Raw genomic sequence first — 15,756 nt, 5'->3', positions numbered from 1 at the left:
AGTTTACGTAATTGGAGCTTTATTTAAATTTCATAGTGGTACTGTTATTAGAGTACCCACTATTATCAATTTATTATTGGTTGTTGTTATTACTCATGTCGAGCTTTACGAGCCAAATAATTACCAGTACTTTGTACAAACTGAATTGCAATAACTAAAATCACGACACAAATGTAGGTAACCGTTGTATCGAATCGTTGATAACCGTATGAAACGGCTAGATCACCAATACCGCCAGCACCGATGGCTCCAGCCATCGCAGTTGCACCAATTAAACCAATTGTCGCAGTAGTTAGGGTTAAAATTAAAGAGCTAAATGCCTCTGGTAGCATAAAATGCCAAATAATTTGTATTGGCGTTGCGCCCATTGATTCAGCTGCTTCAATAATACCACTATTTACATCGAGCAATGAGTTTTCGACTAATCGAGAAATATATGGTGCTACATAGAAGGTTAATGGCACAATTGCTGCAGTTGTGCCTATTGAACTACCAACTATTAATTTGGTTAAGGGGAGAATTGCCACTAGCAAGATAATAAAAGGTAATGAGCGAACGAGATTGATAATTGGATTAATTATCTGATAAATCTTTTTATTTTCAAGCAATCCAGACGGTCGAGTAGTGACTAAACAAATACCCAATGGCACGCCAATTAATGATCCTAATGTTAAAGCAAAAACTACCATATACAAAGTTTCATAAGATGCTTGAGCAAATTGTGCACTAGTTACGTTGGTTGCAAAAGTTGTGCTTAAATAATTTATAATATCATTTACTATTTCCATTAGTTGCTCTCCCAATGTTGGATTTCTGTAACGTTTACCCCATGTTCACGAAGAAAATGTACCGATTGTTCGATATTACTATCACTACCTTTTAGTTGAACAAACATGCTGCCCAATACAGTTTTTTCAATTTCTGACATATGGGCAAACAAAATATTGACGACAACTTTTTGTTGTAATATTAACGAATTCATAACAGGTTCTGAGGCTGAACGACCCAGAAATTCAAGCTTAAACAATTTTATATTGTTTTTATCTCCTTCTATCTCTAAGAGATTTTCAACCACTCCCGCTGGGATTTGATCATTAATTACTGAGCTAACAAAATTTTGTGTGGTTTTATGTTTGGGATGACCAAACACATCAAGTACATTGCCATGTTCAATAATTTTACCTTTTTCCATCACCGCGACTTTATGACAAACCTGTTCTATAACATGCATTTCATGGGTAATTAATACCACGGTAATTTTATATTGATCATTAATTTTTTTGATTAATTCCAAAATTGATTGCGTGGTTTGTGGATCGAGTGCTGATGTAGCTTCATCACAAAGTAAAATATCGGGATCATTGGCCAAAGCCCTAGCGATGCCAATACGTTGTTTTTGGCCGCCTGATAGCTCTTTAGGGTAGCTATCGGCTTTATCACTTAAGCCAACAAACTCAAGCAGTTCATAGACTTTTTGTTTAATCGCTTGTTTGTTTTTTTTGATTAATACTAAAGGGATAGCAATGTTTTCATATACAGTTTTCGATTCAAGTAGATTGAAATGCTGAAAAATCATACCAATTTTACGACGTACTTGTCGTAGTTGTGGATTTGATAATTGATTTAATGATTGGTTTTGAATAATAACATTGCCTTGTGTCGGTTTTTCCAGAAAATTTATAAGACGTACAAGTGTACTTTTTCCTGCACCACTATAGCCAATAATGCCGTAAATATCGCCTTTTTGGATGGTTAAATTGATATTTTGTAATGCTTGAGTCGTAATTCCATTGCGTTCATATTGTTTCGATACATTTTCAAATTTTATCATTATGTTATACCTATCAATGTTTGGCTAATTCAATCAATCCGAGTTGCGCAAGATTTGCGAGATAATTAGCTGCTGGCATTATCATATTGCGATTAACTAAAAATTTAGGATGGTGTAGTGCATAGGGGCTTTGCGAGCCAAGATTGATAAATGAACCGGGAACATGATATAAGTAGTGAGCAAAATCTTCACCGCCGAGTTGTGGTTGAAAGTCAACAACCTCATAACCTTCCTGTTTTGCAATGTTTTGGCAAAACTCGACCCATTTAGCCACGTTTATAATTGATGGTGGTCCATCAAACCATCTTAACTCGGCTTCAGCGCCCATACTAAAGGCAATATTTTCGACAATGCTAGTTAGTTGTTGCTTGACCTTTAGCCTTATATCGGGGGTAAGTGTCCTTACGGTACCTTCCATTTCAACTATTTCAGGGATCACATTCCAAGTGTTTCCACCTAAGAATTTGGTAATGCTAACCACTACGGGGTCGAGCCCACTTATGGTACGACTGGAAATTGTTTGTATCGCATTAACAATCTGTGCACCAATGACAATTGGATCAATACCTGATTCAGGTCTTGCAGCGTGTGCTCCAATTCCCTTTACCGTAATTTCAATACGGTCTACATTAGCCGAAAATGGGCCGGCTCGTGAAGCCATTTGCTTAGTGGTTAAGTTAGGATTATTATGCATACCAAAAATGGCATCAACCCCATTGAGTGCACCGATTTCGATAAAATGTAATGCACCACTAAAATTTTCTTCGGCGGGCTGAAAAAGTAACCGGACTGTTCCTTTTAGTTGCTGTTCATTAGCTTTTAATAAATAAGCAGCTCCCATTAACACTGATGTATGCAAGTCATGACCACAAGCATGCATAACGCCTTGTTTGGTTGAACGGTATTGACAATCAGATTGTTCATCTATGGGTAGGGCATCAATATCTGCTCGTAAGGCAACAACAGGGCTTCCTGAGCCAATTTCGGCGATAACGCCTGTTTTTGCCCCCAGTTCTAAAATACGAATATTAGCTTGTTCTAAGCAATTTCTTAACTTTTTTGTTGTTTCAAATTCTTGATTGGAAAGTTCTGGATTTTTATGTAAATCCAGAAAAAGTTGCTCAATAATAGGGGCAATCGTGTCAGTCATGGCATATCCAATAGATATCAATTTTTGATACTTTTACGGTAACACAGCTGATTTTTTTGCTCTAATAATCGTTTTTTATAACTTATTCCAAAAAGTTATAAGATAGAAGTACATGGAATAAATGAATTGTTATTTCTATGTTAGAGTGTTTATTAAATTTACATTTCACTGAGGATAGTTCAAATGAAAATAAGTTTTATCAAACAAAAATTTGTTAACAATGTTGCACTATTAGCATTATTTAGTTCTATTTTTTTAATTACTGCATGTGATAACTCATCATCTAAGGTTGATAATCAAACTAAAAAAGAGATCAGTATGGGCGTATCACCAGGGCCGTATAATGATCTGTTCAAAGATGCTGTTAAACCAATACTTGAAGCTGAAGGTTATAAAGTTAAATTAGTTAATTTTCCTCATTTATTAGAATCTGATGTAGCATTAAGCGAAGGAAGTATTGATTTAACTGTTGCTCAACATACTGCTTATATGGATGTCTTTAATAGTCAACGTAAAGCAAATTTAAAACCGGTAGTGCATGTACCTTCAGTGCCTGCGGCAATATTTTCTAATAAATATACTTCAATCAAAAATGTCTTTTCTGGTGCTAAAATTGGTATTCCTCAAGATGCCTCAAATGCGGCTCGTTCATATAATTTATTGGAAAAAGCCGGTTGGATTAAGTTAAAACCAAATACTAATCCAATTATTGTTAGCAAAAATGATATTGCCGAAAATATTGCTGGTGTGGATATTGTTGAAATGGATTCTGCCAATATTCCAAGAGTCTTAAATGAGTTAGACTTTGCTGTTATTCCTGGAAGTATCGTTTATTCTGCCAATATAGATTCGAAAAGAGCGTTGTTATCAGAAACAATTATCCCTGATTTAGAAATCATGGTGGTGGTTAATGGTGGTAATGAAAATAGCCAGTGGGCAAAAGATATAAAACGCATTTATCAGTCGCAGCAATTTAAAGATTATATGAAAGAACATAACCAAAATGGTTATTGGGTCATGCCACAAGAATAATAAGTTTGCCCGTTTAAATACGGGCTATTTAATATTTAGGCATACTGGTATCAATGAGTTGTGCCCATGCGTCAATGCCACCAGTTAAATTATATAGAAAATCACTATCAAAACCATTTTCGACCAAATAGTTAGCTACATTGAGGCTTCTTACGCCATGATGGCAATAAATCACAATATCTACTTCGTCAGGAATTTTATCTAAATAAAGTGGTATTAAATTCATTGGAATATGATTGGCGCCGTTAAGCATACAAATAGCGACTTCATTAGCTTCTCGGACATCAAGTAAATAGAGTGGTGCTTTACTCTCAATTTTTTGTTTTAGTTGTAATGGGCTAATTTCTTTTATCATTGTCATTTTTCAAACTCATTTTAATTTCGGCAAAAATTTTGAGGAACGGGGTTTTTGGTAGCAAATTTGCTGTTGTTTAATTAAAAATCCCACCTTAACTAAATCTTATTGATCAATAACAAGGTGGGATTTTGCTCCTTATAATGCTGTTAATTTATTATGCAGCTAACGCTTTAGTGATTTTTTCATACAGATCTTTAGATAAGTTATCTAGTTTTAATAAGCTTTCTAAAGCAGCTGTCATTTTTTTCTGACGATTTTCGTCATAACGTTTTAATCGAATAAGTGGATCAATAAGTCTTGATGCCACTTGTGGGTTTTTCTGGTTTAGTTCCATTAATATTTCAACTAAGAAATGGTAGCCACTGCCATCTTCAGCATGAAAAGCAACAGGGTTATTGTTAACAAAAGCACCAATTAGACTTCTTATTCGATTTGGATTATTGAGTGAAAAAGAGCGATGATTAAGCAATTTTTTCACTGTTGATAATACATTTTGCTCTGGACTTGTCGCATTTAAAGCCAACCACTTATCCATTACTAAACCATCTTGATACCATTTATCATCGAAATCGGAGAGTAATGTATGTCGACATGTTAATTGCGCTTTTACTGCTGTGGTAAGCGCCGCTAATGAATCTGTCATATTATTGGCTTGTTGATATTGTTGTTCAACTAAAGTATTCGCTAGCGATTTATCGTCAGCATAAGCTAATAATGATAAACAGCAGTTTTTCAACATGCGTTTACCAATGTCAGCATGTTCAATCTGATATTGTGCTGTTTGATTATGATGATAAACCGCAGTTAGTTCATCATAGAGTTCATTAGCAAAGACATTTAATAAGAATTGGCGAACTTGATAAATAGCCATCGGATCAACGATATCAAATAGATTTGCCAATTCATTTTCCGAAGGTAAAGTCAGTATTTGTGCGATAAGTGCTGGTTCAGCGGTATCTGATAGTAATATTCCTCTAAAAGCATCTAATACTGGCTCAGGAATTGTCATTGATAAATTCTGATGATAATTATTTACATTCATACGCACATATTTTGCTAATAACATTTGCGCTGCATCGTAACGACTAAAAGCATTGCTGGCATGTTGCATTAAGAATATAAGATCGTGATCTTGATAATTGTAATTGAGTTTTACTGGAGCTGAAAAATCTCTTAATAGTGAAACAATTGGTTTTTCTGAAACATGATCAAAAACAAATTCTTGTCTGGATTGGGTTACATTTAGTACGTGATGAATAGGTTTATTTTGATATTGCAATGCAATTACATCACCATTTTGCTGATAAAGTTCGATATCTAATGGAATATGTAGTGCCTGTTTTTGACTTTGATCTTGCGTTGCTGGCGTATGTTGCTCAACTGTTAATGTATATTGTTGATTTTGTGGATTATAGCTGTCCGTTACTGTTAACACTGGTGTGCCTGACTGACTATACCATAATTTAAACTGAGTTAAATCAATTCCCGATGCATCTTGCATAGCTGCAACAAAATCATCACAAGTTGCTGCACTACCATCATGGCGTTCAAAATAAAGTTTCATACCAGCCTGAAAGTTAGCTTCACCTAATAATGTATGCATCATACGAATCACTTCTGCACCTTTTTCGTATACGGTAACTGTGTAGAAATTATTCATTTCAATTACTTGTTCAGGACGAATCGGATGAGACATTGGGCTTGCATCTTCAGCAAATTGTACTGTGCGTAACAGTTTGACATCAGCAATCCGTTTGACCGATCTGAGTCCTTGATCAGAAGTGAATTCTTGATCTCTAAATACTGTTAATCCTTCTTTTAGGCTAAGTTGGAACCAATCACGACAAGTGACTCGGTTACCGGTCCAATTATGAAAATATTCGTGACCAATTACTGATTCAATACCGATATAATCATCATCAGTGGCAGTTTGTGGTTTAGCAAGGACATATTTAGAATTGAAAATGTTAAGGCCTTTATTTTCCATTGCTCCCATGTTGAAAAAATCAACGGCTACAATCATAAAGATATCTAAATCATATTCTAAATCAAAACGGCTTTCATCCCAGCGCATGGCATTTTTTAAACTGGTCATCGCCCATTGTGAACGATCTAAATTGCCTTTATCGACATAAATTTCAAGATCAATTTTTCGATTAGAACGAGTGATAAAGTGATCTTTTAAAATATCAAAATCACCGGCTACTAATGCGAATAAATAGGCCGGTTTAGGAAATGGATCTTGCCATTGCACCCAATGCCTACCGTCGGAAAGTTCCCCTTGTGCAATGCGATTACCATTAGATAATAAGTAAGGATATTGTTGTTTATTAGCGGTAATTCTAGTTGAAAATCGTGCTAGAACATCTGGTCTATCGAGGTAGTAAGTAATGTGGCGGAAACCTTCAGCTTCACATTGCGTGCATAGTGCATCACCAGAAACATATAATCCTTCAAGTGCTGTATTATCGATAGGCTTAATTTGATTAACAATAGTTAAGGTAAATTCAGAAGGAACATTATTAATCGTTAATCCCGTTTTTGTGATTTGATAATCAGACCATGGTTGTTCATCAATATTTACTGAAACTAATTTAAGTTCTTCGCCATCTAATACTAAATCGTTAACTTGAGAATTTTTTTTGATGATATGACTACGGGCGATAACTGTCGTTGTTTCTGCCGCTAAATCGAAATCAAGATCGATGTCAGTAATAGTAAAGTCTGGAGTTTTATAGTCATGACGATATTTAGCAGTCGGTTGTATATCAGTTGTCGTTGTACTCATGTTTATATACCTTTGTAATACTCATGTTTATATACCTTTGTAAGTGGTGTGCTAATTATGTATTCAAATTAATCAAAACGGGGTTAATACCCATCAGTATCTATGATTATTTTTCTAAAATAGAATGAATTATATTTATTTATCATTTTGGAATGAATTTCGATTAATTTTACCAAAATGTCTATATGAACTATTATAGCCTATTAAAAATAATCTTATTAGATAATTAATTTATATCTTAATTATTATTCTGCTATAATCATCAGAATTTTCTTTAAAGAACTGATAATAGATAGACATGTTACCCGCAATAATTACATCAATATTAGATACTGATGCTTATAAGTTGCATATGCAGCAGGCCGTTTTTCATCATTATCCTGACGCGACTGTCGTTGCTCAGTTTCGCTGTCGTAGTGATGATCTACTTGGTCAATATGCCGATCAAATTGCTCATCAAGTTAAATTAATGGAGTCTTTAACACTTACCGATGATGAGTTCGCCTATTTATCTGGTATTACCTTTTTTAAATCTGATTATTTAAACTGGTTAAAAAACTGGCGTTTTAATAGTCAGTTATTAACCATTAAAAACGAAGATGGTTTGCTGGTGATTCAAATTGAAGGCAAATGGGTTGATGTTATTTTGTGGGAAGTGCCATTGCTAGCGGTTATTAGCGAAATTGTTCATAAAGATCGTTCGCCAAATATCGGTGTTGGACAAGCATTAGCAAGACTTAAAGATAAATTAGCCAGATTTGATGAACAAACTAATGATCTTGATATGTCTGGTTTTAATTTGCTGGATTTTGGTACACGGAGACGTTACTCTTTTGCTGTCCAAGAGGCCGTTGTAAGTTATTTACAAAACCATTTCAGCAATTTTCATAGTACTAGTAATTATTTATTGGCATATCGTTTAGGGTTAACTCCAGTTGGCACGCAAGCCCATGAATGGTTCCAAGCCCATCAACGATTAAGCCCTAATTTGCATGATTGCCAAAAAACGGCCTTGCAAGTTTGGTTAGATGAATATCCTGATGATCTGGGTGTTGCGTTGACAGATTGTATTACTATGGATGCTTTTTTACGTGATTTTGACTACTATTTTGCATCTCATTATCAAGGACTACGCCATGATTCGGGCGATCCGATTGAATGGGGTGAAAAAGCGATTAGCCATTATCAGCAATTAGGAATTGATCCTAAAACAAAATTACTGGTGTTCTCTGATAGTCTAAACTTTGATAAAGCGCTGAAAATTTATCGACACTTTAATCATCGAGTGAAATTATCCTTTGGTATCGGTGGTTTTCTTGCTTGTGATATTCCGTCTACAGAAGTAAATACCAAATCGTTAAACATTGTATTAAAACTAACGGAATGTAATAATCAAGCTGTAGCTAAATTATCTGATAGTCCTGGTAAAACAATTTCACAAGATTTGGCTTTTATTGACGAATTAAAAAGAACATTTAAAGTCAATCATTAATAATCATATTGATGATTAATATTAATAATTAAACAAAGTGATATAGTCTTATAAATAATCTGTACTATCAATTTTTGATAATACTTAAATGAATATTAAAACTCAGCTTATATATTACTTTTAAGATTACTTACTATATAAATAATAAATAGAGATGGATAATTAAAATGAATTCTGTTGCTCCTATTGTTGACGTGCTACAAGGTAAAATTGCTGTTGGTAGCACCATTTCAGTTCAAGGTTGGGTAAGAACTCGCCGTGATTCTAAAGCCGGTATCTCATTTTTGGCTGTGTATGATGGTTCTTGTTTTGATCCAATTCAAGCGGTAATTGAAAAAGACTTACCAAATTATGAACAAGATATTTTGCGTTTAACTGCGGGCTGTTCAGTAAAAGTGACTGGTAAAGTTGTTGAATCTCCAGGTCAAGGACAAAAATATGAACTACAAGCAACGCAAGTTGAAGTTTATGGTTTTGTTGATGATCCTGAAACTTATCCAATGGCCGCTAAACGTCACTCAATAGAATATCTTCGCGAAGTTGCTCATTTACGCGCAAGAACCAATATTGTTGGTGCGATTACTCGTGTACGACACACCTTAGCGCAAGCTATTCACCAGTTTTTTGATGAAAGAGGTTTTTTCTGGCTTTCAACACCAATTATTACTGCCTCTGATACTGAAGGTGCCGGTGAAATGTTCCGCGTTTCAACACTGGATATGTTAAATTTACCTAAAACAGATAATGGTAAAGTTGATTTTGATAAAGACTTTTTTGGTAAAGAAGCTTTTTTAACTGTTTCTGGGCAACTTAATGCAGAAACTTATGCATGTGCACTTTCAAAAGTCTATACCTTTGGACCTACTTTTAGAGCTGAAAACTCAAATACTACACGCCATTTAGCTGAATTTTGGATGATGGAGCCAGAAGTGGCGTTTGCTGATCTTAACGATAATGCCAAACTTGCTGAAGATATGTTGAAATATGTCTTTAAAACAGTACTTGAAAAACGAGCTGATGATATGCAGTTTTTCGCACAGCATATTGATAAAGATGCCATTAATCGTCTTGAAAGCTTTATTAATGCTGATTTTGCCCAAGTGGACTACACTGATGCTATTACTATCTTACAAAACTGTGATGCTAAATTTGAAAATCCAGTAAGTTGGGGTATTGATTTGGCATCTGAACATGAACGTTATTTAGCTGAACAATATTTTAAAGCGCCAGTTGTTGTTAAAAATTATCCTAAAGATATTAAAGCGTTTTATATGCGTATGAATGATGATGGTAAAACTGTTGCGGCAATGGATGTATTAGCCCCAGGGATTGGTGAAATCATTGGTGGTTCACAACGTGAAGAACGTTTGGATATGTTAGATAAACGTATGGATGAATTAGGCCTTAAAAAAGAGGATTATTGGTGGTACCGTGATTTACGTCGTTATGGTACTGTACCTCACTCAGGTTTTGGATTAGGTTTTGAACGTCTAATTGTGTATGTCACTGGCGTTCAGAATGTTCGTGATGTGATTCCTTTCCCTAGAACTCCACGTAACGCAAATTTCTAAAATTTGTGCATATTATCAACTGACTTTTAGTCAGTTGATAGCAAATTCAATATTAACAAAACTTTACAAATGATTAAAAAACAATCAAACGGACGTTATTTTAAGCTTAGACATCACGTTTAACGAAAAGTTCACTTGATTTTAATAAATTTTTATACATAATTTACAGTACTGTAAAAAGTAAGATGAAAATAATAGTTAAAAACGTTAGTTATAAACATTATTTTTGGATGAATAATCATTGTAAAAATTGACACAACCAAAAGGCGTGTCTTTTTATAGAAATAACCATGAGGGTAAGAAATGAAACGTAATCTATTAGCAATCGCTATCCCTGCTCTTTTAGTAGCAGCTGGTGCAAATGCTTCTATCGAAGTATGGAACAAAGACGGTAATAAAGTTGATTTTTATGGCCGAGTAAAAGCAGCTAACCATATCACTGATCGTGGACAAGATGGTGAAGGTGACGATACTTCAGCTCGTTTAGGTATGTCTGGTCAAACTCAAATTACTGACGGTATTACTGGTTATGGTCGTTGGGAATATGAAGCGAAAGCTGGTAAAAACTCAAATAACGAAGTTCGTTATGCATTTGCTGGTTTAAACTTTGGTGATGCTGGTTCATTCGACTATGGTCGTAACGACGGTGTGTTAAAAGCTATTACTGCTTATACTGACGTATTACCAGAATTTGGTGGTGAAGCAGCAAACAATACTTGGAACGTGCTTTCAGCTCGTACTAAAGCTGTTGCTACTTACCGTAACAACAACTTCTTCGGTTTAACTGATGATTTAAGCTTTGCATTACAATATGCTGATAACGGTGATAATTCATACACTGTTGATGGTAAACGTTCAAGCCCATTATTCGATGAAGATGGTGACTTATCTGGATACAAAGGTGATAGCCGTGAAGCATATGGTGCTAATGTTCAATGGAATATTTTTGATACTGGCTTAACTGTTGGTGCAGGTTATGCACAAACAGCTGGTAAATCTAAATATGTTGAAGGCGGCGAAGTTAAAAAAGCTAAAACATGGACTACTGGTATCAAATATGATAACTATAATCTATATTTAGCTGCTACTTATTTCCAAACTAAATTCAATACTTGGAATGAAAAAGGTATTGATGGTGAGCGTTATGATAATCCTAAAATCAAAGGTGTTGAGTTAGTTGCTCAATATGGTATTGATTTACCTGTTGGTCGTTTAACACCATCTTTAGCTTATGTTCAACATAAATTCAGTAACATCAGCTCTGATGACTACTGGTATGATGATGAACATAAAGAAGGTCGTAATTTAGCTAAATATGTTTCACTTGGTGCGACATATGATCTTAATAAAAACTTCAGTGCTATCGTTGAATATAAGTTCAATCTTCTTAAGAAACAAGATATCGGTGCTGAGTTAAATACATCTCATGAAAGCAATGGGCGTCACCCATTCAAACCAGGTACTAAAGATGTATTAGGTGTTGGTTTAATTTACCAATTCTAATCGCTTGATATCTTAAATATCAATAAAAGGCACTTAGGTGCCTTTTTTTTCATCTCTTGAACATCATGTTATCTAAAAAAACATTTTATGCTTAAAAAAATATTATTTTAAGTCATAAAATAGTCTTAATTCGCAGAATAATATCTTACAAACGTTATTAATCCATAATGTTTACAATAAAAATCTAGTATTTAACAATAATAATAGATATCCCAGTAATAACTTAGTTGCTAATTAACAGCAGCTATTTATTAAATCAAGAACAAAATATTTTGTATCTTTAATAATAAAATACCTAAGAGGGTAACTAAATGAAACGTAATCTATTAGCAATCGCTATTCCTGCTCTATTAGTTGCAGGTACAGCAAGCGCTTCAATTGAAGTATGGAACAAAGATGGTAATAAAGTTGACTTTTATGGGCGAGTTTATGCCTTAAACTATATTACTGATCGTGATAACCAAACTGGCGAAGGTGACAAAACCACTGCTCGTTTAGGGATGTCAGGACAAACACAAATCACTGATGGCTTAAGTGGTTATGGTCGCTGGGAATATGAAGCTAAAACAGGATCTGATGCTGATAACGAAACTCGTTATGCTTATGCAGGTCTAAACTTTGGTGATTTTGGTTCATTTGATTATGGCCGTAACGATGGGGTATTAAAAACCTTAACTTCATATACTGACGTTTTACCAGAGTTTGGTGGTGATGCATCAAATAATGATATCTATGCGTTAACAGCAAGAACCAAAGCAGTGGCTACTTATCGTAACTCAGATTTCTTTGGTTTAGTTAACGGGTTACGTTTTGCTGTGCAATATGCCGATAATGGTGATAATAGTTCAACTCAATACCTAAATAATCACGACCGTACTGGCCATGATAGTGCTGAAGCTTGGGGTTCAGTAATTGATTGGGACGTGCTTGATACAGGTTTATCAATTGGTGCCGGCTATGCACAAACAGGTGGTCATAAAGATGCTAAAGCATGGTCAGCTGGTGTTAAATATGATAATGATAATCTATATTTAGCTGCGCTTTATATTCAAGGTAAACAAAAATACGGTTGGGAAAAAGCATCAACTACAGAAAACACCTCTGATTTGAAAACTAAAGGGTTTGAATTAGTTGCTCAATACGGTATTGACTTTGAAGTGGGGCGTTTAACTCCTTCTGTTGCTTATATTCAACATAAAGTACAAGATGCATCAAACTTCTCAAGAAGTGGTGATGCGGGTCTTAAAGGTAATGATTTAGCTAAATATGTCGATGTTGGTTTAACCTATGACTTTAATAAAAACTTATCAGCAATTGTTGATTATAAAATTAACTTGTTAGATAAAGATGATATTGGTGCACGTCGAGCTTTATACGAAGATGGTACATTCACTAAATCACAAATTAAAGCAACAGCTAAAGATACTGTAGCATTAGGATTAATTTATCAATTCTAATTATCTTTATCTTTAGATTTAGATTTAGATTAAATAAAAGGCACTTAGGTGCCTTTTTTGTTATCTATTTTTCAATAAATACCGCTTGCGCTTTAATAAATAGTCTGATAAAAATAATGAAATAATAATCAATTAGGACTATATTGATGCAGTACATTACTCGAAAATTACCTGCAAAAAAAAATATTGCTTTAGTGGCACATGATCACTTAAAAGAAGCATTATTAAATTGGTGCAAAAAAAATCGACAAGAACTTTCGCATCACAACCTGTGTGGTACAGGAACAACCGGAACATTAATTAAGAAAGAAACGGGATTAACTATAACGCCTATGCTCAGTGGTCCAATGGGTGGGGATCAGCAAATCGGTGCTTTAATTGCTGAAGGTAAAATTGATATTCTGATCTTTTTCTGGGATCCACTTAATGCTGTACCACATGATCCAGATGTAAAAGCTCTATTACGCTTATCAACAGTTTGGAATATTCCAGTAGCCACTAATCAAGCTACCGCTAACGCTTTAATACAATCCTCAATATTTACTCAAGAAGTGGAAATTGAAATTCCTGATTATCAAGGTTATTTAAACGAAAGAGTAAAATAGATGCCAATTCCTTCACAAGTTCGTAAAACAGGTCGATACATATTATTGTTAGATAATTTGTTTATTGTGTTGGGATTTTATGTAGTATTTCCATTGGTCTCAACCCACTTTGTTAGTCAAGTTGGGTGGAGTGCGTTATTTGTTGGTTTTGCTTTAGGTTTTCGTCAATTTGTTCAGCAAGGATTTGGTTTGATTGGTGGGGCAATCGCAGATCGCTTTGGTGCTAAACCAATGATAATAACTGGTATGTTTTTGCGCTCAATTGGATTTATCTCAATGGCACTAGCAACAGAACATTGGTTATTATTAATATCTTGTTTACTTTCGGCATTGGGCGGTTTGCTATTTGATCCCCCTAGAATGGGATTAACTATCAAATTTACTCGTCCTCATGAACGAGGCAAGTTTATTTCTCTACTAATGATACAAGATAATGCAGGCGCAGTTATTGGCGCTCTTATCGGCGGCATTCTAATCGATTACGATTTTCAATTAGTGTGTTGGTGTGGTGCTTTTATCTTCTTCTTATGTGGTATTTTTAATCTGATGTACTTACCGGCCTATCATATCGCAATTGGTAAAGCTCCGATTATTAACGGCATGAAAATGGTTCTTAAAGATAGAAAATTTACTCATTATGTACTTACTTTAACAGGTTATTATGTGCTGTGGGTGCAAATCATGTTGATGTTACCTTTAACCATTACCAATGTGTCAGGTAGTCCAAGCTATGTAAAATGGATGTATGCTATCCAAGCAACAATATCGTTATGTTTGCTTTATCCTCTTGCTCGAATAAGTGAAAAATATTTTAGATTAGATCAACGCCTTAAATTTGGATTATTGTTGATGTCTTTTGCTTTTATTATTATTGGCTTTACATCACAATTATCGATTTTACTTTCTCTTATAGCGTTGTTTTATTTTGGGGCTATTATTGCTGAACCAGCTAGAGAAACATTAGCAACTGTTTTAACAAACCCTAAAGCTAAAGGTAGCTATATGGGGTTTAGTCGGTTGGGATTGGCATTGGGTGGTTTTATTGGTTATACCGGTGCTGGCTGGCTTTATGATGTGGCCATCCAAATCGGTTTACCGCATTTACCATGGGTAATCTTAACTTTAGTCGGTCTATTAACTTTAGGATATTTAGAATATTTATTCAAAAACGAGCCACCTATGACTAAAGTCAAGATGAGAAAGATTGGCTAATTTCGCCATTTTTAAATAAAATTGCTTCACCACTAGCTAATTTAGTCCATATTTCGTTCGAAGTTAACGGCATGGTTGAAATTATTGTTACAACATCATTTGGTGTCGTATGTTTTTGAAAATCTATCTCAACATCTTCGTCAATTAACTTGGCCTTTCCAAATGGTGCTTTTCGGGTGATCCAGTGTAGATTGGTTGAACAGTAAGCAAAGACATATTCACCATCTGACAGTACCATATTAAAAATACCTAATTGGGTTAATTTAATAGCACACTCTCTAATATATTCAAAAAGTTCAATATTATTGGTTGGTTGCTGTGGGTATTTTTTATGTAATTCATTTATTAAATAGCAAAACGCATATTCACTATCAGTTAATCCAACCGGTTGAAATATTCCTGTATCTAATTTTTCATAATCAGTTAATTGTCCATTGTGTGCAAAAGTCCAATTTTTACCCCATAGTTCTCGAGTAAAAGGATGAGTGTTTTCAAGTGCAACACCACCGCGATTAGCTTGGCGAATATGAGCAATAACAGCAGTTGATTTTATTGGGTATTGTTGAACCAATTTAGCAATGGGTGAAAAACTACATGGTTGCGGATCTTTAAACGTTCGACATCCTTTACCTTCATAGAAGGTTATGCCCCAGCCATCTTTATGAGGACCTTTATCGCCCCCACGTTTGATTAAGCTGGTAAAACTAAAACAAATATCGGTCGGTACATTGGCACTCATACCCAATAATTCGCACAT

At 34.7% G+C, this 15,756-nt stretch carries 13 protein-coding genes; 7 read left to right on the top strand and 6 right to left on the bottom strand.

Annotation, left to right across the window (positions count from 1 at the left end):
• Positions 1 to 89 precede the first annotated feature (89 nt).
• From H3T80_RS07665 to H3T80_RS07655, 3 genes are all read right to left on the bottom strand, one after another.
• Positions 90 to 689, bottom strand: coding sequence for a methionine ABC transporter permease (locus H3T80_RS07665; protein ID WP_363317459.1), 600 nt, complete (start codon positions 687 to 689; stop codon positions 90 to 92).
• Positions 690 to 787: 98 nt separating this feature from the next.
• On the bottom strand, positions 788 to 1,831 hold the full coding sequence (locus tag H3T80_RS07660; protein WP_198201235.1) for a methionine ABC transporter ATP-binding protein: 1,044 nt from the start codon (positions 1,829 to 1,831) through the stop codon (positions 788 to 790).
• Positions 1,832 to 1,844: 13 nt separating this feature from the next.
• A complete protein-coding gene (locus H3T80_RS07655; protein WP_198201228.1) occupies positions 1,845 to 2,981 on the bottom strand; it encodes an amidohydrolase in 1,137 nt (378 codons plus the stop codon).
• Between the two features lie 183 nt (positions 2,982 to 3,164).
• On the opposite strand from H3T80_RS07655, the gene H3T80_RS07650 reads away from it, so the two are divergent.
• Entirely contained in the window at positions 3,165 to 4,013 is an 849-nt protein-coding gene (locus tag H3T80_RS07650) for a MetQ/NlpA family ABC transporter substrate-binding protein (RefSeq protein ID WP_086358656.1), read from the top strand.
• Between the two features lie 28 nt (positions 4,014 to 4,041).
• Here H3T80_RS07650 and H3T80_RS07645 read toward each other — a convergent pair whose 3' ends face one another.
• Positions 4,042 to 4,374: a rhodanese-like domain-containing protein gene (locus H3T80_RS07645; protein WP_086358657.1), complete on the bottom strand. Its 333-nt coding sequence runs from the start codon at positions 4,372 to 4,374 to the stop codon at positions 4,042 to 4,044.
• 151 nt (positions 4,375 to 4,525) lie between these two features.
• A complete protein-coding gene (pepN, locus tag H3T80_RS07640; RefSeq protein WP_198201227.1) occupies positions 4,526 to 7,159 on the bottom strand; it encodes an aminopeptidase N in 2,634 nt (877 codons plus the stop codon).
• A gap of 298 nt (positions 7,160 to 7,457) precedes the next feature.
• Here pepN and pncB point away from each other — a divergent pair, with 298 nt between their 5' ends.
• The 6 genes from pncB to mdtH all read left to right on the top strand — a co-directional run bounded on the left by pncB (position 7,458) and on the right by mdtH (position 14,999).
• Entirely contained in the window at positions 7,458 to 8,651 is a 1,194-nt protein-coding gene (gene pncB, locus H3T80_RS07635; protein ID WP_198201226.1) for a nicotinate phosphoribosyltransferase, read from the top strand.
• Between the two features lie 167 nt (positions 8,652 to 8,818).
• Positions 8,819 to 10,222 (top strand): asparagine--tRNA ligase, encoded by a 1,404-nt coding sequence (gene asnS / locus H3T80_RS07630; RefSeq protein ID WP_198201225.1) that lies wholly within the window; start codon positions 8,819 to 8,821, stop codon positions 10,220 to 10,222.
• A gap of 303 nt (positions 10,223 to 10,525) precedes the next feature.
• Entirely contained in the window at positions 10,526 to 11,725 is a 1,200-nt protein-coding gene (locus H3T80_RS07625) for a porin (RefSeq protein ID WP_198201224.1), read from the top strand.
• 311 nt (positions 11,726 to 12,036) lie between these two features.
• Positions 12,037 to 13,182, top strand: a complete 1,146-nt coding sequence (locus H3T80_RS07620) for a porin (protein WP_198201223.1) — start codon at positions 12,037 to 12,039, stop codon at positions 13,180 to 13,182.
• A gap of 146 nt (positions 13,183 to 13,328) precedes the next feature.
• On the top strand, positions 13,329 to 13,787 hold the full coding sequence (locus H3T80_RS07615) for a methylglyoxal synthase (RefSeq protein ID WP_086358663.1): 459 nt from the start codon (positions 13,329 to 13,331) through the stop codon (positions 13,785 to 13,787).
• Positions 13,788 to 14,999 (top strand): multidrug efflux MFS transporter MdtH, encoded by a 1,212-nt coding sequence (gene mdtH / locus H3T80_RS07610; RefSeq protein WP_198201222.1) that lies wholly within the window; start codon positions 13,788 to 13,790, stop codon positions 14,997 to 14,999.
• Here mdtH and H3T80_RS07605 read toward each other — a convergent pair.
• Entirely contained in the window at positions 14,977 to 15,756 is a 780-nt protein-coding gene (locus H3T80_RS07605; protein WP_198201220.1) for a class II glutamine amidotransferase, read from the bottom strand. The genes mdtH and H3T80_RS07605 overlap by 23 nt on opposite strands.

It is taken from the genome of Gilliamella sp. W8145 (genome assembly GCF_016101145.1).
Classification (GTDB): domain Bacteria; phylum Pseudomonadota; class Gammaproteobacteria; order Enterobacterales; family Orbaceae; genus Gilliamella; species Gilliamella apis_A.
The sequence above is the reverse complement of the archived record's forward strand: the minus strand, read 5'-3'. Positions and strand labels throughout refer to the sequence as shown.